The 22,660-nt window shown below is 72.3% G+C and carries 19 protein-coding genes; 9 read left to right on the top strand and 10 right to left on the bottom strand.

Going from position 1 to position 22,660, the window contains the following annotated elements; genetic code table 11:
- Nucleotides 1-122: 122 nt before the first annotated feature.
- On the bottom strand, nucleotides 123-722 hold the full coding sequence (locus AB0G28_RS37055; RefSeq protein WP_361100420.1) for a GyrI-like domain-containing protein: 600 nt from the start codon (nucleotides 720-722) through the stop codon (nucleotides 123-125).
- Nucleotides 722-1,231 carry a PadR family transcriptional regulator gene (locus tag AB0G28_RS37050; RefSeq protein WP_361100417.1) on the bottom strand — a complete coding sequence of 170 codons (510 nt, stop codon included), beginning with the start codon at nucleotides 1,229-1,231 and terminating at the stop codon, nucleotides 722-724. Before AB0G28_RS37050 ends, AB0G28_RS37055 begins: the two co-directional genes overlap by 1 nt.
- A 165-nt stretch (nucleotides 1,232-1,396) precedes the next feature.
- Here AB0G28_RS37050 and AB0G28_RS37045 point away from each other — a divergent pair, with 165 nt between their 5' ends.
- From AB0G28_RS37045 to rpmJ, 6 genes are all read left to right on the top strand, one after another.
- On the top strand, nucleotides 1,397-2,704 hold the full coding sequence (locus AB0G28_RS37045) for an SWIM zinc finger family protein (RefSeq protein WP_361100433.1): 1,308 nt from the start codon (nucleotides 1,397-1,399) through the stop codon (nucleotides 2,702-2,704).
- A gap of 40 nt (nucleotides 2,705-2,744) precedes the next feature.
- Nucleotides 2,745-4,130, top strand: a complete 1,386-nt coding sequence (locus AB0G28_RS37040; protein WP_361100414.1) for a DUF5691 domain-containing protein — start codon at nucleotides 2,745-2,747, stop codon at nucleotides 4,128-4,130.
- A complete protein-coding gene (locus tag AB0G28_RS37035) occupies nucleotides 4,127-5,215 on the top strand; it encodes an AAA family ATPase (RefSeq protein ID WP_361100411.1) in 1,089 nt (362 codons plus the stop codon). The genes AB0G28_RS37040 and AB0G28_RS37035 overlap by 4 nt, the downstream gene beginning before the upstream one ends.
- On the top strand, nucleotides 5,212-7,392 hold the full coding sequence (locus AB0G28_RS37030; RefSeq protein ID WP_361100408.1) for a DUF5682 family protein: 2,181 nt from the start codon (nucleotides 5,212-5,214) through the stop codon (nucleotides 7,390-7,392). Before AB0G28_RS37035 ends, AB0G28_RS37030 begins: the two co-directional genes overlap by 4 nt.
- On the top strand, nucleotides 7,389-8,555 hold the full coding sequence (locus tag AB0G28_RS37025; protein WP_361100405.1) for a VWA domain-containing protein: 1,167 nt from the start codon (nucleotides 7,389-7,391) through the stop codon (nucleotides 8,553-8,555). The genes AB0G28_RS37030 and AB0G28_RS37025 overlap by 4 nt, the downstream gene beginning before the upstream one ends.
- Nucleotides 8,556-8,628: 73 nt before the next feature.
- Nucleotides 8,629-8,751: a 50S ribosomal protein L36 gene (rpmJ, locus tag AB0G28_RS37020; protein WP_043775060.1), complete on the top strand. Its 123-nt coding sequence runs from the start codon at nucleotides 8,629-8,631 to the stop codon at nucleotides 8,749-8,751.
- A 252-nt stretch (nucleotides 8,752-9,003) separates the two neighbouring features.
- Here rpmJ and AB0G28_RS37015 read toward each other — a convergent pair whose 3' ends face one another.
- On the bottom strand, nucleotides 9,004-9,372 hold the full coding sequence (locus tag AB0G28_RS37015; protein WP_361100401.1) for a VOC family protein: 369 nt from the start codon (nucleotides 9,370-9,372) through the stop codon (nucleotides 9,004-9,006).
- Between the two features lie 88 nt (nucleotides 9,373-9,460).
- Here AB0G28_RS37015 and AB0G28_RS37010 point away from each other — a divergent pair, with 88 nt between their 5' ends.
- Nucleotides 9,461-10,090, top strand: coding sequence for a winged helix-turn-helix transcriptional regulator (locus AB0G28_RS37010; RefSeq protein WP_361100398.1), 630 nt, complete (start codon nucleotides 9,461-9,463; stop codon nucleotides 10,088-10,090).
- A gap of 10 nt (nucleotides 10,091-10,100) precedes the next feature.
- On the opposite strand, the gene AB0G28_RS37005 is transcribed toward AB0G28_RS37010, so the two are convergent.
- From AB0G28_RS37005 to AB0G28_RS36975, 7 genes are all read right to left on the bottom strand, one after another.
- A complete protein-coding gene (locus tag AB0G28_RS37005; protein WP_361100395.1) occupies nucleotides 10,101-11,576 on the bottom strand; it encodes an NAD(P)/FAD-dependent oxidoreductase in 1,476 nt (491 codons plus the stop codon).
- Nucleotides 11,577-11,646: 70 nt separating this feature from the next.
- Nucleotides 11,647-14,016 (bottom strand): polysaccharide lyase 8 family protein, encoded by a 2,370-nt coding sequence (locus AB0G28_RS37000; RefSeq protein WP_361100392.1) that lies wholly within the window; start codon nucleotides 14,014-14,016, stop codon nucleotides 11,647-11,649.
- Between the two features lie 442 nt (nucleotides 14,017-14,458).
- The gene (locus tag AB0G28_RS36995; protein ID WP_361100389.1) at nucleotides 14,459-15,913 is read right to left on the bottom strand and encodes an aldehyde dehydrogenase (NADP(+)); all 1,455 of its coding nucleotides are present in this window, start codon (nucleotides 15,911-15,913) and stop codon (nucleotides 14,459-14,461) included.
- Nucleotides 15,914-15,928: 15 nt separating this feature from the next.
- Nucleotides 15,929-17,056, bottom strand: a complete 1,128-nt coding sequence (locus AB0G28_RS36990) for a hypothetical protein (RefSeq protein ID WP_361100386.1) — start codon at nucleotides 17,054-17,056, stop codon at nucleotides 15,929-15,931.
- Nucleotides 17,057-17,060: 4 nt separating this feature from the next.
- A complete protein-coding gene (locus AB0G28_RS36985; RefSeq protein WP_361100383.1) occupies nucleotides 17,061-18,317 on the bottom strand; it encodes a glucarate dehydratase family protein in 1,257 nt (418 codons plus the stop codon).
- On the bottom strand, nucleotides 18,317-19,252 hold the full coding sequence (locus AB0G28_RS36980) for a 5-dehydro-4-deoxyglucarate dehydratase (protein WP_361100380.1): 936 nt from the start codon (nucleotides 19,250-19,252) through the stop codon (nucleotides 18,317-18,319). Before AB0G28_RS36980 ends, AB0G28_RS36985 begins: the two co-directional genes overlap by 1 nt.
- A 49-nt stretch (nucleotides 19,253-19,301) precedes the next feature.
- Nucleotides 19,302-20,810, bottom strand: coding sequence for a sodium:solute symporter family protein (locus tag AB0G28_RS36975; RefSeq protein ID WP_361100377.1), 1,509 nt, complete (start codon nucleotides 20,808-20,810; stop codon nucleotides 19,302-19,304).
- Nucleotides 20,811-20,959: 149 nt separating this feature from the next.
- Here AB0G28_RS36975 and AB0G28_RS36970 point away from each other — a divergent pair, with 149 nt between their 5' ends.
- Entirely contained in the window at nucleotides 20,960-21,772 is an 813-nt protein-coding gene (locus AB0G28_RS36970; protein ID WP_361100374.1) for an IclR family transcriptional regulator, read from the top strand.
- Between the two features lie 26 nt (nucleotides 21,773-21,798).
- A complete protein-coding gene (locus tag AB0G28_RS36965) occupies nucleotides 21,799-22,605 on the top strand; it encodes an NAD(P)-dependent oxidoreductase (RefSeq protein WP_361100371.1) in 807 nt (268 codons plus the stop codon).
- Nucleotides 22,606-22,660: the final 55 nt, after the last annotated feature.

The raw sequence follows: 22,660 nt of genomic DNA, 5'->3' as shown, positions 1-22,660 counted from the left end.
CTTTTTCGTGGGGGTGTGTTTGTTTTCATTGGTTTGGCTGTGGGGGGGGGGGGGGGGGGCCGCCCCCCCCCCCCAACGCCACATTGGGGCGCTGGCGACCGGCCAACAGTCCGGGCCGGAATTCAGCCGACCGGCTGACGCAGGACCGTCCTCAGTCGCGCGGGGTCGGTCCGCCGCGGGTCGCCGAGGTAGATCTCGTGGTGCAGACCGGTCGGCTCGAGCCCTTGCGCGGCAAGGAACTCATCGTGCAGGCGAGCCAGCAGCGGGCCTTCGTCGTCGTACGGGCCGATGTGGAGCGCCTGCGCGCAGCGGCCTTCGTGCAGCTTCTCCAGCCGGACCGGCGCGTCGAGCTTCTTCTTGCGCCGCACCGCTTCCCGGGCTTCCTCGACGGCGTCCTCGCCGATCCACGGCGGTTGCGCGATGAGCATCGTCCACTGCCAGGACTCCTTCGCCCGCACGGTGAAAGCCGCGTAGTCGTCCGCCCACCACAGGCCTTCCAGCGGCCCCACGACGAAGTCCTCACCGCGGTGCTTCGCCGCCATCTTGATCGTGTAGGCGAAGGTGTAGAGCGCTTCGACGGCCTTCTTGTAGCTCTCCGCCGTGTTCGGGTCGCCGCGGCCGTCGATCGCGAGGAACCGCTGCTCGGGGATGTCGAGCAGCGCCCACTCCCGGTTCTTCGGGGCGTAGAGCCGCTTCAGCTCCTTCTTGAGGTCGTACGGCATCAGGGCATCCCTTCCAGCCACCCGGCTTCCGCCTCGAGCTGCGCGATGGAGTAGGCGAAGATCGCCCGGACGAACGGCGGGACGTCCGGCTGGGCCGCGGCGGCGCGGCGGACCTCGGCCAGGCGTTCCTGGACCGCTTCGGCGCGCTGGGCCAGCGCCGCGGCCAGCCGTCCGGGCGGGAGGGCCGGGCTGTTGGCCAGCCCCACCAGCACCGGCGGGTGCACCGGGCGCAGCTGGGCGATGGCCGCCTCCGCGGCGGCCGCGCACGCCTTCCGGCCCGCTTCGGTGGCCGTGAACGTCTTCTTGGCCTTCGGGTGCGCGCGTCCCCCCTGGACCTCGGCGACCAGGCCGCGGTCGCGGAGTTTGCCCAGCACGTAGTAGATCGAGCTGAAGCCGAGCGCGGTCCACTCGCGCATGCCGCGGTCCGAGACGACTTCGTCCAGCTCGTAGCCGTGCCTCGGCCGCTCGACCACCAGGCCCAGCACGGTCAGTTCGGCGTCGGTCAGCACGGCACTATTCTAGCACTGGAATACTCGGGCACCGGAAATCGGCAGTGACATCTGGGGCTTTGCCCCAGGTCGGGGGCTCCGCCACCCGAACCCCCCAAAAAATGTCGGTGGGTGCTGGCATGCTTCACCTCGTACCGGAAACGAGGGAGAACAGTGGGGGGACAGGTGGTGACGGCAGTGCCGTGGACCGCGGAACGCGTGGCCGGGCTCGCGCCGGATCCCGCTTCGGAGAAGGCGGGCCGGGCGCTCGCCACGCCCGCGAAGTGGTCGGGCGCGGGCGCGTCCGAAGACGCCGTGTGGGGCTTCTGCCAGGGCAGCGGCAAGAAGCCGTACCAGACGTGCGTCGAGCTCGCCGAGCCCGCGTTCCGGTGTTCCTGCCCCAGCCGGAAGTTCCCGTGCAAGCACGCGCTCGGGTTGCTGCTGCTCTGGGCGGCCGGCCGGCTCGACACGGCGGAGGCGCCGGAGTGGGTGCACACGTGGCTGGCCGAACGCGCCGACCGGGCGCGGCGGGCGGAGAAACGCGCGGAAGCGGCCGGGCCGAAGGACGAGGAGGCGGCCGCCCGCCGCGCCGGCGAACGTGCCGCGCGCGTCGAAGGCGGTGTCGCGGAACTCAAGATCTGGCTCACCGACCGGATCGGCGCCGGGTTCGCGGGCTTCGACCGCAACGGCGGCGAAGAGCTGCGCACGGTCGCCGCGCGGATGGTCGACGCCCAGGCGTCGGGCCTCGCGGGCGGGCTGCGGAAGGCGGCCGGGATCGTCGGCCGCCGTGACTGGCCGGAGGCGCTGCTCGCCGAACTGTCCCTGTCGTACCTGCTGGCGGACGCGGCGAGCCGGCTGTCTTCCCTGCCACCCGAGCTGGCCGAGACCGTCCGCACACGACTCGGGTTCTCGGTGGAGACGGCCCGGGTCTTGGAGAGCGGCGAGCGCCTCGCGGACGAGTGGCTGATCACCGGCGCGGCCGACGAGGAGAACGACCGGCTGCTCACCCGGCGCACGTGGCTGCGCGGCCGCCGCACGGGGCGGGACGCGCTGGTGCTGTCGTTCGCGCCGCCGGGCCGTCCGCTGGACGCGTCCCTGCCGCCCGGCCACCTGCTGACGGCGGAGCTGGCGTTCTACCCGGGCGCGGCACCGCTGCGGGCCCTGGTGGCGGAACGCGGCATCCCGTCCCCGGCACCGGCGGCCGACGGCGGCTCGATCGAGGACGCGCTGGCGGCGTACGCGCGGGCGCTGGCGGCGGACCCGTGGCTGGAACGCTGGCCGGTCCTGCTGTCTGGCGTCACCCCGGCCGAACACGCCGGCGGCTGGTGTCTGTCCGAAAAGGACGGAACGGCGCTCCCGCTGGTGCCGTACGCCTTCCCGTGGTCGTTGCTGGCCATGTCGGCGGGCGAACCCCTGACGGTGGCCGGCGAGTGGAGCCCGGCGGGCCTGCGGCCGCTGACCTGCTGGCACGAGGACCGGGCGGTGCGGCTGTGAACGTTTTCGCCCGCCCGAACCACGAACCGGGGGTGCACCCGTGAAAGCCTGGGAAGACCTCGTCGGCACCGCCCTGCTCGGCACCCGCCGGCGCACGCTCGACCTGGCGGCACAACCGGCAGCCGTCCGAGAGCTCACCGCGGACCGCGCCGAGCCGGCCGAACAGCTCCTCGTCGCCGCCGCCGTGCTGACCACCTACCGGCGGGCCGGGCGGCAGCCGCTGCGCGATGTCCGGCCGCTGCCGGTCGCCGCGCCCGACGAACGGCCGTTCGTGCCACCGCTCGCGCGGGAACGGCTGGCGCGGCTGCTGGCCGCCAGTCACCCGGACCTGCTGCTGGAGTGGCTCGGCATCGTCGCCGGCACCGGCTACCGCGTCCCGCCGGAAACGCTGCCGCTGCTGGCCGAGGCCGCCCGGACCAAGGCCGCGCTGCGCGGCCCGCTGGTCGCCGTCGCCGGACCGGTCGGGGCGTGGCTCGGGCAGCGGAACCCCGACTGGGCCTTCCTCGCGGCCCCGCCCGAAGAGTCCGGCGACCTCTGGCAGTACGGCAGCCTCGCCCAGCGGCGCCGCTGGCTCGCCACGAAGCTGGCCGAAGACCCGGACGCCGCCCGGGAAGCCCTCACCGCGTCGTGGAAGAGCGAACCCGCCGACGTCCGGGCGGACTTCCTCGGCGTGCTCGCCGGGCACGTCCGGGCCGGGGACGAAGACTTCCTCGAAGCCGCGCTGACCGACCGCGCGGCCGCGGTCCGCGAACAGGCCGCCGACCTGCTCGGCCGGCTGCCGGGAACGCGGTACGGGCAGGGCATGGCCGAACGGCTGCGGCCGCTGGTCCGCCGCCGGGGCCGGGTTCTCGAAGTCACCGTCCCGCAAGGCGAACGCGGCGACGGCACCGTCCGGCTGCGCACGCTCGTCGCGGCCGCTCCCCTGGCGTTCTGGAGCGAGTTCGGCCCGCCCGCCGAGGTCGTGCGGATGACCGTCGAGGGCTGCCCACCCGGCGTGCTGCGCGACTCCTGGGCCACCGCCGCCCTCCGCCAGCGCGACGAAACCTGGGCGCAGGCGCTGATCGGCGCCGACCCCGGCGGGCGCACCACGCCCCCGCTGCTCGGCGTGCTGAGCCCGGCGAGCCAGGCCGCCACCGTCGGGCACCTGGTGAGCCGGCTGCCCGTCGAATCCTTCGCCCGGCTGGTGCACGAGCTGCCCCGGCCGTGGACGAAGGAGCTCGGCACCGCGCTGCTCGACTGGATCGCCCGCCAGGACGACCACCGCCTGGTTTCGCACGCCGCCGTCGTGATCGCCCGCGCGGTCCCGCGCGGCTGCCTGCGCCACCCGCTGGCCACCACCCGCCTGACCATGGACGCCGGGCCGTGGCGCCGGGCGCTCACCGAGACGCTGAACTTCCGCCGAGAAATGTACGAGGAGCTCGCATGACCGCCCCCGCCACCGTCCTCCGGCCGCACGCCGAGCAGGACCACGCCGCCGAGCTGGCCGCGCTGGCCGCCGCCGACGAGCGGGCCAAGCCGCCGAACTGGCACCTCTCGCCGTGGGCCGTCGTCGAGTACCTGCTCGGCGGCACCCTGGCCGACGGCACCGTGATCACCCCGAAGTACGTCGGCCCGCGGCGGCTGATCGAGGTCGCCGTCGCGACGCTGGCCACCGACCGCGCGCTGCTGCTGCTCGGCGTGCCCGGTACGGCCAAGACGTGGGTTTCCGAGCACCTGTCCGCCGCGATCAGCGGCGATTCGACGCTGCTGGTGCAGGGCACCGCGGGCACGTCCGAGGAGTCGATCCGCTACGGCTGGAACTACGCCCGGCTGATCGCCGAGGGCCCGAGTGCCGCCGCGCTCGTCGAAAGCCCGGTGCTGCGCGCGATGCGGGACGGCAAGATCGCCCGCCTCGAGGAGCTGACCCGCATCCCGGCCGACGTCCAGGACTCGCTGATCACCATCCTGTCCGAAAAAACACTCCCGATCCCCGAGCTGGGCACCGAGGTCCAGGCGCGGCCCGGCTTCAACCTGATCGCGACGGCGAACAACCGCGACAAGGGCGTCAACGAGCTGTCCAGCGCGCTGCGGCGGCGGTTCAACACGGTGGTGCTGCCGCTGCCGGACAGCGCCGAGGCGGAGGTCGAGATCGTCAGCAGGCGCGTCGCCGAGCTGGGCGCGTCGCTGAAGCTGCCCGCCGAGGCCGCCGAGCTGGCCGAGATCCGCCGGGTCGTCACGGTGTTCCGCGAGCTGCGCTCGGGCCGCACCGAGGACGGCCGCACGGCGGTGAAGTCGCCGTCGGGCACGCTCTCGACCGCCGAGGCGATCAGCGTGCTCACCGGCGGTCTCGCCCTGGCGGCCCACTTCGGCGACGGCGTCCTGCGCCCGCACGACATCGCGGCCGGCATCCACGGCGCGGTGGTCAAGGACCCGGTGGCCGACCGCGCGATCTGGATCGAGTACCTGGAGACGGTCGTCCGCGAACGCGACGGCTGGGCCGACTTCTACCGGGCGGGCCAGGAGCTTTCGTGACCACCCACCTGCTCGGCATCCGCCACCACGGCCCGGGGTCCGCCCGGGCCGTGGCGACGCGGCTGGCCGAACTCGAGCCCGACGTCGTGCTGATCGAGGGTCCCCCGGAAGCCGACGCGCTGGTCGAGCTGACCGAAGACCCGGCGATGGCGCCGCCGGTGGCGCTGCTGGCCTACGCGACCGACGACGTCTCGCGCGCCGCCTTCTGGCCGTTCGCCGTCTTCAGCCCGGAGTGGCAGGCGCTCACCTACGCCCGCGAGGCCGGGATCCCGGTGCGGTTCTGCGACCTCCCGGCCGCGCACACGTTCGCGGCCGGTCCGGACGAGCACACCGGCCCGCCGGTAGATCCGCTGGCCGTGCTGGCCTCGGCCGGCGGCTACGACGACCCGGAACGCTGGTGGGACGACGTCGTCGAGTCGCGGCGGGACACCGAAAGCCCGTTCGAGGTGATCGCCGAGGCGATGACCGCGGTGCGGGAGGGCGAAAAACCGCCGCAGGGCAACGAAGCCCGGCGTGAGGCGTACATGCGCTCGGTGCTGCGCCGCACCCGCAAGGACGGCTTCGAGAACATCGCCGTCGTCTGCGGCGCCTGGCACGTGCCCGCGCTGGCGGACCCGCTGCCGCCCGCGTCGCACGACCAGTCCGTCCTCAAAGGACTCCCGAAGCGGAAGGTCGCGTGCACCTGGGTGCCGTGGACGCACGGGCGCCTGGCCGCGGCCAGCGGTTACGGCGCGGGGGTGCGGTCGCCGGGCTGGTACCACCACCTCTTCACGACGGCCGACGACGTCACCACGCGCTGGCTGGCCGGTGTCGCCGCGGTGCTGCGGGAAGAGGACCTGCCCGTCTCGACCGCGCACGTCATCGAGGCGGTCCGGCTCGCCGAAACCCTGGCGACGCTGCGGGGCCGGTCGTCCGCCGGGCTCGCCGAAGTCACCGAAGCCACCCGGTCGGTGCTGTGCGGCGGCGACGAGGTGCAGGTCGAGCTCGTCACGCGGCGGCTGGTGGTCGGCGAACGGCTCGGCGAGGTGCCGGACCGCGTCCCGCAGCCCCCGCTGGCCGCCGACCTGACGGCGACCGCGAAACGCCTGCGGCTCAAGAAGGACCCAGTCGTCAAGGAACTCGACCTCGACCTGCGGACACCGGGCGGGCTCGACCGGTCGAAGCTGCTGCACCGGCTGCGGATCCTCGGCATCGAATGGGGCAGCCGGGAGGCGTCGGCGCGGCGGAACAAGGGCACGTTCCGCGAGACGTGGGCGCTGTGCTGGGAGCCGTCGTTCGAAGTCGACCTGGTCGCGGCGGCCGTGCACGGCACCACCGTGCCGTCGGCGGCCACCGCCGCGGTCCGCGGCACCGTCGAGGGCACGCCCCCGCTGGACGAGGTCACCACGGCCGTCGAGAACTGCCTGCTCGCGGACCTGCCGGAGGCGCTGCCCGAAGCGCTGGCGGCGCTCGACGCGCGGGCGGCGGCGGACGCGGACGTCGCGCGGCTGATGTCGGCACTGCCCGCGCTGGCCCGGGCGACCCGGTACGGCAACGTCCGCGGCACCGACACCGGCGCGCTGCGGGCAGTCGCCGACCGCATGCTCGACCGGATCTGCGCCGGGCTGCCGCCGGCCGCCCACGGCATCGACGACGACGCCGCGGCCCGGCTGGCCAAGCTGGTCGACGGGGTGCACGACGCGACGTCCCTGCTGGGCGACGACGCGAAGGAACGCTGGCTGGCGGCGCTGGCCCGGCTGGCCGAACGGCCGTCGCTGCCCCCGCTGCTGGCCGGCCGCCTCACCCGCATCCTGCACGACGCCGGGCTGTTCGACGCGCTCGACGTCGAACTGCGGCTGGGCCGGGCGCTCACCCCCGGCGTCGCGCCCACGGCCGGCGCGGCGTACGTCGAGGGCTTTTTCGACGGCGGCGCGTTGCTGCTGGTGCACGACGAGAGCCTGCTGCGGGTGATCGACGCCTGGCTGTCGGCGATCCCCGCCGACGTCTTCACCGAAGTACTTCCGTTGCTGCGCCGCACTTTCGGCGCGTTCAGCGGGCCGGAGAAGCGGGCGATCGGGCAACGAGCGGCCGGCCTGACCGGCACCGCGCGGGTCGTGGCGGTGGTCGACGAACTGGACGAGGACCGGGCCGAGCACGTGCTGCCGGTCCTGGCGACCCTGCTGGGGGTGGGGGTATGAACGACACCGACCGTGTGCGGCGCTGGCGGCTGGTGCTCGGCGGGGAAGGCGCCGGGCCCGGCTCGGGCCTGGCCGACGCGCCACTGTCCGAAGAGGACAGTGGAGTGGACGCGGTGCTCGCCGCCCTCTACGACAAGCCGGACGAGGAGTCCGCGGGCGGGCCGCGCAGTGCGAACCTGGGCGCGTCGGCGCCGCGGGTCGCGCGCTGGCTGGGCGACATCCGGCGGTACTTCCCGAGCACCGTCGTGCAGGTGATGCAGCGCGACGCGGTCGACCGGCTAGGGCTCACCCGGATGCTGCTGGAGAAGGAGCTGCTGTCAGCGGTCGAGCCGGACGTCCACCTGGTCGGCACGCTGCTGTCGCTGAACGGTGTGCTGCCGGAGGAGACCAAGGAGACCGCGCGCGAGGTCGTCCGCAAAGTCGTCACCGAGTTGGAGGAACGGCTCGCCGAACGCACCCGCGCGGCGATCCGGGGCGCGCTGGACAAGGCGTCGCGCACGCACCGGCCGCGACCCGGCGACGTCGACTGGTCCCGCACCATCCACGCCAACCTCAAGCACTACTCCCCCGAGCTGCGCACGATCGTGCCGGAGAAGCTGATCGGCTTCGGCCGGCGCCAGCAGGCGGTGCAGCGGGACGTGATCCTGGCCGTCGACCAGTCGGGCTCGATGGCGGAGTCGGTGGTGTACTCGGGGCTGTTCGGCGCGGTCCTGGCCTCGATGCGGGCGCTGAAGACGTCGTTCGTCGCATTCGACACCGAGGTCGCGGACCTCACCGAGCACCTCGCCGACCCGGTCGACGTCCTGTTCGGCACCCAGCTGGGCGGCGGCACCGACATCAACCGGGCGATCGCCTACTGCCAGGGCCTGGTGGAGCGCCCCGAGCGGACGCTGCTGGTGCTGATCAGCGACCTCTACGAGGGCGGCGACGAGGACGAACTGCTGCACCGGATCGGCGAGCTGGCCGGCGCGGGCGTCCAGGTGGTCGCGCTGCTGGCGCTGTCGGACTCGGGCGCGCCGTCGTACGACCACGAGAACGCGGCGGCCCTGGCCCAGCTGGGCATCCCGGCATTCGCGTGCACCCCGGACCAGTTCCCGGACCTGATGGCCGCCGCCATCCGCGGCGACGACCTTCAGGGATGGGTAGCCCGCGAGAACACCTGAGTTGGGGAATCAAACCGACCCGAGCACTGTTGACCGGGATGTGGGACGGTTCCCACGGGAAGGACGGCTCACCATGAAGGTCCGCAGCTCGATCCGTTCACTCGCCCGCCAGCCCGGCGCCCAGGTCATCCGGCGCGGCAACCGCGTCTTCGTGATCAACAAGGACAACCCGCGCTCGAAGGCCCGCCAAGGCTGACGCGAACACGACGCAACCGAGCCCCGGAACCCGACGGTTCCGGGGCCTCGCTGTGCGCCAAGGGGCCATCACCCGTGATTGGCCGGGCATCACCCGTGATCCAACGGGCATCACGCGTGATTGAGCGGGCATCACCGTGATGCCCCTCCAATCACGCCCGATGCCCCTCCAATCACGGGTGATGCCTTCCTGATCACGAGTGATGCCTCTTGGTGCACCCTCGGTGGCGGTGCTCCAGGCGCAGCTGGGCGGTCAAGCCGGGCCCGCGAGGCCGACGAGATTGCCCTCCGGGTCGGTGAAGTGGGCGACCACCAGGTCCCGCCCCGGGGCACGGTCCGGGCCCATCCGGCGGGTGCCACCGAGGCGTTCGGCCTCCGCCAGCGCCGCCGCGACGTCCGGGACGCCCACGTAGAACACCACGTGACTCTCGTGGCCCGCACCGCCGCCGACGCCGCCCGGGATGCCGTCCGTTTCCACGAACCCGTACTCGCCCGGCTCCGACACCTGGTCCGACACCGGGCCGGACGTGTCGAAGCGCCAGCCGAACAGCTCGCCGTAGTACCCGCGCAGCCGCGCCGGGTCGGTGCCGATGATTTCGAAGTGCACGACCGGTCGGCCCATGACCGTTCCTTCCCGTCGACATTCGGACCCGCCCCACCGTACCCACCGGAAGTTGTTAAAAACAACCACACGGTTGTACATTCAGACCATGCCGACGAGCCGCAGCTACGGAGACGCCTGCACGATCGCCCGCGCGCTGGACGTCGTCGGGGAACGCTGGGCTCTGCTCGTGGTGCGCGAGCTGCTGCTCGGGCCGCAGCGGTTCTCCGACGTCCGCCGCGCGCTGCCAGGCGCCAGCTCGAACCTGGTCACCGACCGGCTCCGCGAGCTCGAGGGCCACGGCGTCGTCGCGCGCCGGAAGCTGCCGCCCCCGGCCGCGTCCACCGTCTACGAGCTCACCGAATGGGGCCGCGAGCTGGAGCCGGTCGTGCTGGCGCTGGGTGCCTGGGGCTCGCGAGTCCCGCGCCCCAACCCCGCGTCGCTCGGCGTCACCTCCGTGCTGCTGTTCCTCCGCGGGTCGGCCCGCCCGCGCGGCACCGCGTGCTACCGCGTCGAACTCGACTCCCGCGTGTGGACGGTCCGCACCGAGCCGGGCCGCCTGACCGTCGAGCCGGGCGAGCCCGGCGCCCCGGACGCCACGATCCGGACCGACCCGCCGACGCTGAACGCCCTGCTGGAACAGCCTTCCCACCTCGATGAGGCCATCCACGACGGCCGGCTGACGATCGAGGGCGACCGGGACGCCGTCCGACGGCTACTGCGCGAACACGAAGGCTGAACCTGGGCTCTCAGGGTGCCGCGGGTGCCCGGTCCCGCGCGTGGCCGAAACGCATCACGCCGTCGTCGAGGCGGTTGAAGCGCATGTCCGCCAGGTCCAGCAGGTAGTTCTGGCGCATCATCCAGGGCCGCCGCCCGCCCTGCTTCGGCAGGCCCGCGGCGGCCCGCTTGATGTACCCGGACGCCAGGTCCACGATCGGACGCGGCGTGCCCGCCGTCGAAGCCGCAGCGACGTCCGGCGTGCACGACGCGAAGCCGCGGCGGTCCAGGTACTCCACCAGGCGGCACACGTACTGGGACGTCAGGTCCGCGCGCAGCGTCCACGAGCTGTTCGTGTAGCCGACGCACCAGGCGAGGTTCGGCACGCCGCCGAACATCATGCCCTTGTACGCCCGCAGCTCGCCCGGCGAAACTTCCCGCCCGTCCACGCTCAGCGCGATCCCGCCGAACGCCACCAGCTGCAGCCCGGTCGCCGTCACGATGATGTCCGCTTCCAGCGCGCGTCCCGATTCCAACGCCACGCCGGACTCGGTGAACCGCGAGATCCGGTCCGTCACGACGTCCGCCTTGCCCGACCGCAGCGCCCGGAACAGATCCGCGTCCGGGACCAGGCACAGCCGCTGGTCCCACGGGTCGTACGACGGCACGAAGTGCGGGTCCACCGGGATCGACGCCGGCAGCTGGGCCGCGACGCGCTTGCGCAGCGCCTGCGCCGCCCGGCCCGGCAGCCGGCGCATCAGCTGGAAGTAGAACTGCCCCATGACGACGTTCTTGCCGCGGACCAGCCGGTGGGCGAGCTTCTCCGGCAGCAGCGCGCGGATCCGGTCGGCCAGCGCGTCATGTCCGGGCCGCGCCACGATGTACGACGGCGACCGCTGCAGCATCGTCACGTGCGAAGCACGCGAAGCGAGCGCCGGGACCAGCGTCACCGCCGTCGCGCCGCTGCCGATCACGACCACCCGGCGGCCCGAGTAGTCCAGCGAAGCGGGCCAGTGCTGCGGGTGCACGACCTCGCCCCGGAACTCCGGCCGCCCCGGGAAGTCGACGACGTGCCCGGACTCGTAGGAGTAGTAGCCACTGCACAGGTACAGGAACCGGCAGGTGAACGTAGCGCCGTGCGCCGTCGAGACCGTCCACCGCGCGTCCGGCGACGACCAGGACGCCTGAGTGACGCGGTGGCCGAAGCGGATGTGGCCGGTCACCCCGAACGCCTCGGCCGTCGAGCGGATGTAGGCCAGGATCGACGGCCCGTCGGCGATCGCCTTCGGGTCCTTCCACGGCCGGAACGGGTAACCGAGGGTGAACATGTCCGAGTCGGACCGGATGCCCGGATAGCGGAAGAGGTCCCACGTTCCGCCGATCGTGTCACGCGCCTCCAGTACGGCGAAGCTCTTGCCCGGCAGGCGTTCCCGCAGCCGGCAGGCCGCGCCGACGCCGGACAGCCCGGCGCCCACGATGAGGACGTCCACGTGCTCGGCAACGGTCATGCCCCGGAGCCTAACCGAGGTGGGGACCCCGCCGGACCGGGTCGGGGCACCGGCCCGGCGGGGAGCCTTGCTACAGCGGGACGACCTTCGTCGCGCCGAACGTGCCCTTCAGCGGCACCTCCACGGACTTGCCGCGGACCGTCACCGTCACGCTGTCCTGCAGCTGGGTCGGGTCCGAAACCGCCAGCTGGCGCCGGCTGCCGCACCGCCCGATCGCCACCGACGCCGGCCCGGACACCGCGACGTCGCCGACCGAGCCCGCCGCGAAGAAGTTCGCCAGGACCGTGCCGTCGGCCACCCGCAGCGCCTGCACCACCGGGGTGTTCGCCAGCACCCGCCAGGTCCACGACGCCGTGAGCGTGTCGATCACCGAAGCGCCCGGCAGCACCGCGTAGGCGTACGTCGCGCCGGTCGGCTTGACACCGTGTTCCAGGATCAGCTTCTGGTACCGGCGTGTGTTCGGCGTCGTGGTGCCCTTGGTGTTGGCGCCGGTGTCGATGTCGCGCCACGCGCCCGTCCGGTCCTCGCGCAGCGCGGTCACCGCGTCGCCGTCCAGGACCACGTAACCGCCGACGTTCTCCAGGTGCAGCCAGCGCGAACGACGCAGCGCCGTCGCCTTGCCGAGGTCGGTGGCCACCCGCCGGCCGTCCGCGAGCAGCGCGCCGCGGCCGCCTTCGCCGAGGTTGCGGTTTTCGATCGTCGTGCGCACGGCGTACCCGGACGTGCTGGTGATCCCGGCGCCGAGGCACACGATCCCCGACGGTGTGAAGAACCACGACTTCTTCGCGGCCAGGGACCCGTCCCAGGACTTGAAGTCGAACGCGTACGCGCCGTGCCGCGCGTCCCAGCGGACGCCGCCGGTATGCGCGTTCGGCGCGACCGGCACCCCGCCGAACTTCGGGTCGGTCGGTCCGTCGTTCTCGGTCGTGCCCGGCAGCAGCAGCGGGTCGACCGTCGGCCAGTAGGCGTCGGTGTAGTGGCCCTTGGCGTTCGGCAGGAACGTGTAGAGCACGCCGTCCCCGACGTAGTAGCCCTTCATGTTCTGGCCGTTGATGGCTTCGTAGCGCGAAATCCGCGTCGAGCTGACGCCCAGGGACGCCGACCAGTCGTCGGTGACGTGGACCATCCGGTCCTGCTGGCCGAAGACCCGGTGCGTGGCCTCGGCCCGCGCCGGGCGCGCCCCCGACGCCAGCATCTCCTGCGCGAACTCGATGCCCGGGGTGGCCACCAGGTCCGGGCCGGGCGCGAACCGCTCGGGGTCCGGGATCTTCACCAGCGGCGCGTACGTGCCTTCCTTGATCCACTTCGCGGCCAGGGAGTTCAGGTCGGTCTTCGTCTTGCCGGACGCCGTCCGGGCCAGCACGAGCGTCGCGACGGTGAGCTGGTGGCCGATGTCGTGGCCGGTCTCGCCCTGCCGCGAGAGCATCCGCCCGCGCACCGGTTCCATCAGCGCGCCCGCGTAGACGAACGGCGCGTAGCTGTCGGCGACCAGGGCGTAGATCTTGTCCTTCAGCGCCTGCGGGAGCGCGTACTCGGTGCCCTGGGTGACGTGGATGGCCCCGGCGAGCGCGGTCAGCAGCACGATGCCGTAGTGCCCGGGGTACGGGATGGTGTCGTGCTGGATGAACGAGCCGTCGACGTGGAAGCCGTCGCCCGCGGCACGATCCAGCTTCGCGACGACGCTCGCGGCGCCGCCGCCCGCGACGTCGGTGAGCGCGTCGATGCCGGTCCTGATCCACGCGGTGTCGCCGAGCAGCGCGCCGGACACGATCGAGATGAGCGCCTTGTCCGCGCGGTTGGCGCCGGTTTCGACGATCGACGCGTTGTTCGCGCGCCGGTTCGGGTCTCCGACGAACCGTTTGACCGGCCGCAGGTAGCGCGCGAGCTGGTCCGCGGTCAGCTGGTCGACGACCACCGACAGCGTGTGCAGTAGGTAGTAGGGGATGCCGATCTCGTAGGTGTACCAGTTGCCGATCTCGCCGACGTTTTCGTGGTACTGGCTCGCGTAGATCAGCTCCAGCGCCGACTTGATGCGGTCGAGCACCACCGGGTCGCCGGACAGCGAGCCGCCGGGCGTGCCCCAGTCGACGGCGATCGCGCGCAGCCGGGCGTACATCGACGTCGTGTAGTCGCTGCCCGGACCGAGCGGCAAGTCTGTCCACAGTGGAGCGCCGCCCCCGGCGACGGACATGCTCGCGTTGTAGGCCTTGGCGACGCGGCCGAGGTTGGCCAGCGCCTCGGCGCGTTCCGGCGACGGCCGGTTGATACCGGTCTGCAGCTGCCGGTAGGCGGCGACGATCGGCGCGGTCGCGGCGGGCACGGGACTGGCGGCTTTCACGGGAGTCGCCGCGGGCGCGGCGGAGGCCGGGCGGGTCAGGAGCACGGTGGAAGCGGCCGCCAGGGCACCGCCGCGCAGGGCATTTCTCCGGTTCACGGGCATGACAATGCCTCCCAGGAAGACATCCTTGGCTTACGGGGAACGGGGATTCAGTTGTGCGGCGGCGGAGGGGTCCCGGCCCCGGCGCCTTGCGGGAAAGGCGCCGGGGCCGGGTCGGTGCTCCCCGGGGAGCACCGCTTTCAGCGGGTCGGTGGCGCTCCCGGCGCTTTCGCACCGAAGGCGCCGGGCCGGCGCTCGGGAGCGCCGGTTCTCGGCGGACTCGGCGCCGGAAACTGTCGGTGCCGAGCGATAGAGTGGAAAACGGGGGGCGCCCCCGCGGGCTCGGTGGGGCCGGGTTGGTGACGCCGGGTCAGTGGCGCTTGTCCGGTGACGCCGGGTCGGTGGCGCCTGTTCGATGGCGCCGGGTCGGTGGCGCCGGAAACTGTCGGTGTCAGGCGGTAGCGTGGAAAACGGGGGGCGCCCCCGCGGGTTCACCTACGCGGCGTCAGCGGGAGCCGTCGGTGCGGCGGGGCAGCTGCCAGGGGTTGGCCTCCTGCAGGGGTTCGGGCAGCAGGGCGTCCGGGAAGCCCTGCCACGCGACCGGGCGCAGGAAACGCTCGATCGCGGCGGTGCCCACGGACGTCGTGGTCGGGGCGGTCGTGGCCGGGTACGGGCCGCCGTGCTGCTGGGCCCAGCTCACCGTCACCCCGGTGGGCCAGTCGTTCCACAGCAGCCGGCCGGCGATGCGGGCCAGGGCCGGCAGCACCGGCCGGACCCAGTCCACATCGGACTCCTCGCCGTGGATCGTGGCGGTGAGCCCCGGTTCGATGACGTCGAGCAGGCGCAGCAGCTCCGCCTGGTCGGCGTAGGTGACGATCAGCGACGCCGGGCCGAAGCACTCCTCGTGCACGGTGGCGCCGCCCTCGAGGAACTGCTTGCCGGTCGTCGCCAGCAGCGTCGGGGTGAACGACGGTGACGTGGATTCCGACGAAGACACGACCTCGACGCCCGGAACCTCCCGCAGCTTCGAAAGCTGCGCGGAGAACCCGGAAGCGATCCGGTCGTTCAGCATCGGCTGGGCGGCCGCCCCGGAAAGCGCCGCCCGCAGCGCGTCGGTCAGCCCGTGGTCGTCCGGCAGGAACAGCAGGCCCGGCTTGGTGCAGAACTGGCCGGCGCCGAGGGTGAACGACCCGGCGTAGCCCTTCGCGACGGCTTCCCCGCGCGCGGCGATCGCGGCCTGGGTGACGACGACCGGGTTGACGCTGCCGAGCTCGCCGTAGAACGGGATCGGCCGCGGCCGCGCGTTCGCGATGTCGAACAGGGCGCGCCCGCCCGGGATCGAACCGGTGAACGACCCCGCGGCGATCCGCGGGTCCTTCAGCGCGGTGGCGCCCTGCTCCTGGCCGAAGATCACGTTGAACAGGGCGGCGGGCGCACCGGCCTTGATCAGCGCCTCCCGCACGATCGAGCCGGTCCGCGCGGACAGCTCCGGGTGCCCGGAGTGGGCCTTGAGGACCACCGGGCAGCCCGCGGCCAGCGCGGACGCCGTGTCACCCCCGGCGACGCTGAACGCGAACGGGAAGTTGCTGGCCGCGAACACCAGCACCGGGCCGAGCGCGGTCTTGACGCGGCGGATGTCCGGGCGGGGACCCATCGGCCACTCCGGGTCGGCGTGGTCGACAGTGGCGCCGAGGTACTCGCCGTCCGCGAGGACCTCGGCGAACAGGCGCAGCTGGAACGTCGTGCGCTTCAGCTCGCCCTGCAGCCGCGGCGACTCGGGCAGGTGCGTCTCGGCGTGCGCCAGCGGGACCAGCTCGCCCGCGGCGGCGTCGAGGGCGTCGGCGACGGCGGTCAGCCAGCGGCCGCGTTCGGCCGGGGTGGCCTCGGCGGCGGGGCGGGCGGCTTCGGCGGCTCCCGCCAGGATCTTCTCGAGCGTGGCGGCGTCGGTGGCCTGGCTCATGGGTGCAGCAGCTCCTCAGTTCTCATGGGCGGCGGCGGTGGCGGTTTCCAGGTCGGGCCAGCGACCCGGTCCGGCCAAGCCGAGGTGGTACAGGTGCAGTTCGGCGGCACCCGCCTTGGCCAGCTCGCCGACGTACGCGGCGATGTCCGGCACCGGCGCGGCGGCGACCGCCGTGATGTAGCTCGCGATCGCCACGCGTTCGGGCAGGGCCTCCCGGGCCGCCGCGACGGCCTCGGCACCCGTGGCGGGGGCCCATCCGAACAAGACGACCGTGTCGACGTCGTCGGGCGCCGACGGCGTCAGCCCGGGCAGCGCGCCGGTGACCCACGGGTCGAGCGCGCCGTGCAGCACGATCCGGGTGCCCGGCGGCAGCGTGGCCAAAACGGCGGCCCGCAGCTCGTCGGTGGCCTTCTGCCGGCCCCGCAGCAGCGTCTGGGTCAACGATGGCGGCAACCGGTCGCCGGTGATCCCCAGATCACCGGTGGCCATCAGCCGCCGGACCTCCTCGACGAGCTGCGCCCGCACGGCGTCGGCGTCGGTGTCCCAGGAAGACGCGCAGGCGTCGCAGCAGCAGATCGACAGCAGCCGGGCCACCGCGGGCGCCCACACGCCGTCGGTCTTCTCGTGCTGGTGCTGGTGCACCGCGCCGAGCGGACCGCAGGCTTCCAGGATCACCGAAGACAGCTCCAGCCCGGCGACGGCCTCCGCGGTCACCTTCACTGCGTACTCGCGCACGGCGGGCTGCGAAGGACACAACGCCCACGGGTAGCTCTCGCCGAAGCAGTTCCGCACCACGACGTCCGGGTGCTCGTAGCCGAGCTGGGAGTTGTGGGTCAGGACGATCCAGGCGGCGGCCGGGATCCCGGCCTCGGTGAGCAGCCGGACGGCATCGCCCCCGGAATCCGCGGACGGCACCCAGTCCGGAGTGGACGGACGCAGCCTCCCCCACCCCTCGGACACCGGCCGGTAGAACGCCGCGTGCCGCGCGACCACGGCCGTGGTGGACGCCGACCACGGCGTCGCCGCGCGGGCGCTGTGGTACGACAGCGCCACAGCCACTTCGTCGACGCCGAGAGCCTGAACCCGCGAAACGAACCCGGGTTCCAGGACGTCCCAGGGATAGGCGTATCCCGTCACCTTCACCGGCTCACCACCTCGCCGTGTTCGGCTCGAACCCGGCGACGAAGTTCCGCATGTACGTCACGTCGTCCCGCTTCTTCAGCCCACATCGGACATAGTTCTCGTGCAGGCGGGCCAGCGCGTCCTCGTCGAGGGTGATCCCGAGACCCGGGGTCGTGGGCACCGTGACGGCACCCTCGGTGAACTCCAGCACGCCCGGCTCGATGACGTCCTCGACCTTCCACGGCCAGTGCGTGTCGCAGGCGTAGGTCAGGTGCGGCGTCGCCGCGGCGACCTGCACCATCGCGGCCAGGCTGATCCCGAGGTGGCTGTTGGAGTGCATCGACAGGCCGACGCCGAAGCTCTCGCACGTCACCGACAACGCCTGCGTGGCCCGCAGCCCGCCCCAGAAGTGGTGGTCCGACAGCAGGACGCCGATCGCCCGCGCGCGGAAGCCCGGCTCGACGTCCCCGAAGTTGACCACGCACATGTTGGTGGCCAGGGGCATCGACGCCTCGGCGGCGACCTGCGCCATGCCCTCGATGCCCGGCGTCGGGTCTTCGAGGTACTCCAGGACACCGTCGAGCTCACCAGCTACGCGGATGCTCGTCTCGACCGTCCAAGCGCCGTTCGGGTCGATCCGCAGCGGGCTCCCGGGGAACGCTTCGGCCAGCGCGCGGACCCCTTCGATCTCCTGTGCGGGCTCGAAGACCCCGCCCTTGAGCTTGATCGAGCGGAAGCCGTACTCGTCGAACATCCGCTTCGCCGACCCGACCAGGGTCTCGGGCGTGGTGATCTCGCCCCAGGAGTCCTCGCGGCCGTCGACGTGCTTGCCGTACTTGTAAAAGAGATACGCCGAGAACTCGACGGCGTCCCGGGCCTTGCCGCCGAGCAGGTCGGTCACCGGACGGCCCAGGAAGTGACCCTGCGCGTCCAGGCAGGCGACCTCGAACAGCGAGTACACGCTCGCGATGGTCTTGCGGATGGAGAAGCCGCCGATCAGGCCGTGCGCGTCGGTCAGCACCGTGTCCGACAGCGCTTCGGCGATCAGCCGCTGCAGGCCGGGCAGGTCGAACACGTCGTGCCCGCGCAGCCGCGGCAGCACCTTGCGCACCTCGCCGAGGAACGCTTCGTCCCCATAGGACTCACCGAGCCCGACCACACCGTCTTCGCACTTGACCTGGACGACGCTGCGCAGCGCGAACGGCTCGTGCACGCCCATGACGTTGAGCAGCGGCGGGTCGGCGAACGCGACCGGGGTCAGCACCACGTCGAGGATCCGCATCAGCCGAGCCCCTTCAGCGTCACGAAACCGTCCTCCACGACCTTCTCGAGCCGGCGGACCTGCTCCGGCGTCGGCTCGACAAGCGGCGGCCGGACCGGGCCGACCTTGTCGCCGCGCAGCCGGGCGGCGGCCTTGACGAGCGACACGGCGAACCCGGGCGTCTCGTCCCGCAGTGCCACCAGCGGCAGGTAGAACCCGGTCAGCAGGGCGTCCATCACGCGCGTGTCGCCCTCGCCGAGCGCGCGGTGGAAGCGGTGCGCGATCTCCGGCGCGAAGCAGTGCACCGCCGAGGAGTAGCGGGCGACACTGATCGCGGCGTACGCCCTGGCGGAGACCTCCGCGGTCGGCAACCCGTTGAAGAACAGGAACTTCCGGGCCCGTTCGGTGTCCAGCGACCGGATCGTGGTGACGATCCGGGTCATGCACTCGACGTCGCCGTAGCCGTCCTTGAGCCCGACGACCGACGGGATGTCCAGCAGCGAAGCCGCCGCCGGCGGGGTGAACACACCGGTGCCGCGGTGGTAGACGATGACCGGCACGGACGAGTCGGCGACGGCGTACCGCACGAAGTCGACCAAGCCCGACGACGGGCCGGTGACGAGGTACGGCGGCAGCAGCAGGACCCCGTCCGCGCCGGCCGCCTGGGCCGCCGCGATGCCGGCCCGCGCCGACGCCGCGCCGCCCCCGGCGCCCACCCAGACCGGGACGCGGCCGGCGGCTACCTCCCGGGACCGGGTGAGCACCGAGGCGACCTCGGCGGGCGAGAGCGAGCTGAACTCGCCGGTGCCGCACGCGACGAACAGCGCACCGGCGCCCGCCGCGATGTGGCTCTCCACGTTCTCCGCGAGCGCGTCGAGGTTGACCTCGAGGTCTTCGGTGAACGGGGTGAGGGGGAACGCCAGCAGGCCGTCCAGCTCGATCTCGTTCTGTGCCATCAGTTTCCGCTCTCTGTCCTTTTTCGGTTTCGGCCGGGTGTGGCCTGCCTCAGGCGGGCACGGTCGTGCCCTCCCGCTTGCGGTCGACGTCGTCGTCGGCGGTGTTCACGGTGTCGACGATCTCATCGGCGGCCGCGCTGCGCTCGGGGGCGAGCAGGCCGAGACCGACGTACAAGGCGAGGGAGACCAGGATCGGCGTCGCGACCAGCACCGTCTGGTTCGCCTTGAAGACGTAGTACACCAGCGCGTAGTCGATCAGGCCGCCCGCCCAGGAGATCAGCGCCGCCCGCGGGCCGCACTTGCGGAACCACGGCAGCATGCCCAGCAGCAGCGGGATCGAGATCGGGCCCATCAGCGCGGCGACCCAGTTGACGACGATCTGCAGCACGCCGCCGAGGTTCTGCGCCTGGGTGGCCACGAGCATGGTCAGCGCGACGAAGATCACCGTGGTGACCCGCGCCGCCTTGAGGCCCTGGACGTCGGTCCACCGCCGGGCGCGGCGGAACATCGCCGGGATCATGTCCCGGGTGATCACCGCCGAGATCGCGTTGGCGTCGGAGGAGACCATCGCCATGGTGTGCGAGAAGATGCCGGCCAGCACCAGGCCGATCAGGCCCGGCGGCAGGAACGTCGTCGTCATGATCGCGTACGACTGCGTCGGGTCCTTGACGCCGGGGATGAGCAGCGGCGCCGCGAACATCGGGAACATCAGCACCAGTGGCCACAACAGGTACAGCGCCGAGGACAGCCGGGCGCCGCGCTTGGCCTCGTGGGTGTTCGGCGCGGCCATGTACCGCTGCGCCAGGTTCCACATGCCTCCGTTGTACTCCAGCGTCTTCACGAGCACGTAGACCAGCAGGAAGATGGTGGTGTACTTGGACGTCACCGGGTTGACGTGCCCTTCGGGCAGCTTGTCCCACATCGTCCAGAGCGCCGAGATCCCGCCCAGCTTGCCGAGGACGACGACGATCATCACGATCGCGGCGATGGCCTGGATGACGAACTGGCCGAAGTCGGTGAGCGCGTCGGCCCACAGGCCGCCGATGGTGCAGTAAACCAGGGTGACCGCGCCGGTGATGAGGATGCCGAGGTTGTAGTCGAGGCCGGCGAAGACGTGCAGCAGGGTCGCGACGGCGAACCACTTGGCCGCGATGTCGAAGATCTTCAGCAGGCTGCCGCTCCAGGCGAGCGCCTGCTGCGTCGGCACGTTGTACCGCTTGGCCAGGTATTCGAGCGGCGACGCGACGCCGAGCTTCGAGCGCAACCGGTTCCAGCGGGCGGCGAACAGCCAGCTGCCGATCCCCACGCCGATGCCGATGCTGGCGAAACCCCAGAAGTACACGGTGACGCCGCTGGTGTACGCGACCCCCGCGTACGCGACGAAGAGCACGGCGCTGTAGCCGGACATGTGGTGCGAGATGCCGGCCAGCCACCACGGCATCCGGCCGCCGGCGGTGAAGAAGTCCTTCACGTCGCTGACCCTCTTGTGCGACCACCAGCCGATCACGATCATCAGCGCGAAGTACGCGCAGATCATCGTCCAGTCGAGTGCGTGCACCGCAGGCTCCCTTCCGCGTCCACGGCGATGCGGTTGTGTTCACATCCATGAACGGAGTCTGTTATAGTGATTATGTTCATCTATAAGAACGTTGTTCGGGACGCTAATATGGCCGGAGTCACAAGTCAATGGCCGGACGGAGGGCACAAATGCCGCAAAAGGTGGACAACGCGGCGGCCGCCGACGGCACTGCCCCGGCCGAGTCCTCGGGGGTGAAGTCCGCGCGCCGGGCCGTCGACCTCATCGAGACCTTCGCGGCGAACGACGTCTGGCTGTCGCTGTCGGACCTGCACGCCCGCACCGGGTTCCCGCGCTCGTCGCTGCACGGACTGCTGCGGACGCTGCTGGAAGCCGGCTGGCTGGAGGCGGACGCCAACACCGCCCGCTACCGCCTCGGCGTCCGCGCGCTGATCTGCGGCACGGCGTACCTGGACCGTGATGCCGTCGTCCCGTTCGCCACCGAAGCGCTGGAGCGCATCCGCGAGAAGACCGGCTTCACGGCGCACTTCGCCCGCCGCAACGGCACCGAGGTCGTCTACTTGGAGACGCGCGAGTCGCAGCGCTCCACGCACCTCGTCTCCCGCGTCGGGCGCACGCTGCCCGCGCACGCGACCGCGCTGGGCAAGGCCCTGCTCGCCGAGCTGACGCACGACGAGATCGAGGCGCTGATGCCGGCGACGCTGCCCGCGCTGACCCCGAACACCATCACCACGCTCGAAGGCCTGCACGCCGAGTTCGCCGCGACCCGCGAACGCGGGTACGCCGCCGAGGTCGAGGAGGGCACGCTCGGCGTCCGGTGCGTGGCCGCGGTGATCCCCTACCGCATCCCCGGCACCGACGCGATCAGCTGCTCGATGCCGGTCGGCCAGGTCACTGACGACGACGCCCGCCGCGTCGGCGAGCTGCTCGCCGAGACCACCGCCGAGCTCGGGCAGCAGCTGCGCCGGGCCGGAATCCGCTGACCGCCGCCCTTACGGAGAGGAATCCCATGACGGACCAGCGCGTGCTCATCACCGGGTCGGCGGGTGTCGTCGGCACCCTGATGCGCCCCCGCTTGAAGCGCGACGGCCGGGTGCTGCGCCTGCTCGACCTGGCCCCGCAGGAGGCGTCTTCCGACAGCGAGGAGATCGTGACGGCGTCGGTGACCGACCCGGCGGCGATGGCCTCGGCGTGCGAAGGCGTCGACGCGCTGATCCACCTGGGCGGGCACAGCCGCGAGAACACGTGGGAAGCGACCCTGGACGTCAACATCAACGGGACGCAGGTCGTCCTGGAGGCGGCGCGGGCCGCGGGGATCCAGCGGGTGATCCTGGCGTCGAGCAACCACGCGGTCGGCTTCCGCCGGATCGACTCCGACCTGCCCGCCGATTCGTCACCGCGGCCGGACACCTACTACGGCGTCAGCAAGGCGGCGATCGAGGCGCTGGGCAGCCTGTACCACTCCCGCTTCGGCATGGACGTCATCGTGATCCGGATCGGCTCGTGCTTCGAGACGCCGTTGCCGCTGGGCCCGCGCGGCCTGACGACATGGCTCTCCCCCGACGACGCGGCGCGGCTGTTCGAGGCCTGTCTCAGCGCGCCTTCCCCGGGGTACCGGCTGATCTGGGGCGTCTCCGACAACACCCGGCGGATCTACTCCCTCGCGGAAGCCGAAGCGCTGGGCTACAAGTCCCTGGACGACGCCGAGGTGTACGCCGACCAGCTGGCTTCGAAGCCCGCCCCGACGGGGGCGGCGGCCGAGTACGTCGGCGGCCCCTTCTGCACCGCTCCCCTGGGCGTCTTCAACCCGCTCTGAGCCGCGGCCGCCGCGAAGGTACTAGTACCTTCGCGGCTTCCCGCGGGCCTCCCCC

Source organism: Amycolatopsis sp. NPDC021455 (genome assembly GCF_040640995.1).
Classification (GTDB): Bacteria; Actinomycetota; Actinomycetes; order Mycobacteriales; family Pseudonocardiaceae; genus Amycolatopsis.
The sequence above is the reverse complement of the archived record's forward strand: the minus strand, read 5'-3'. Positions and strand labels throughout refer to the sequence as shown.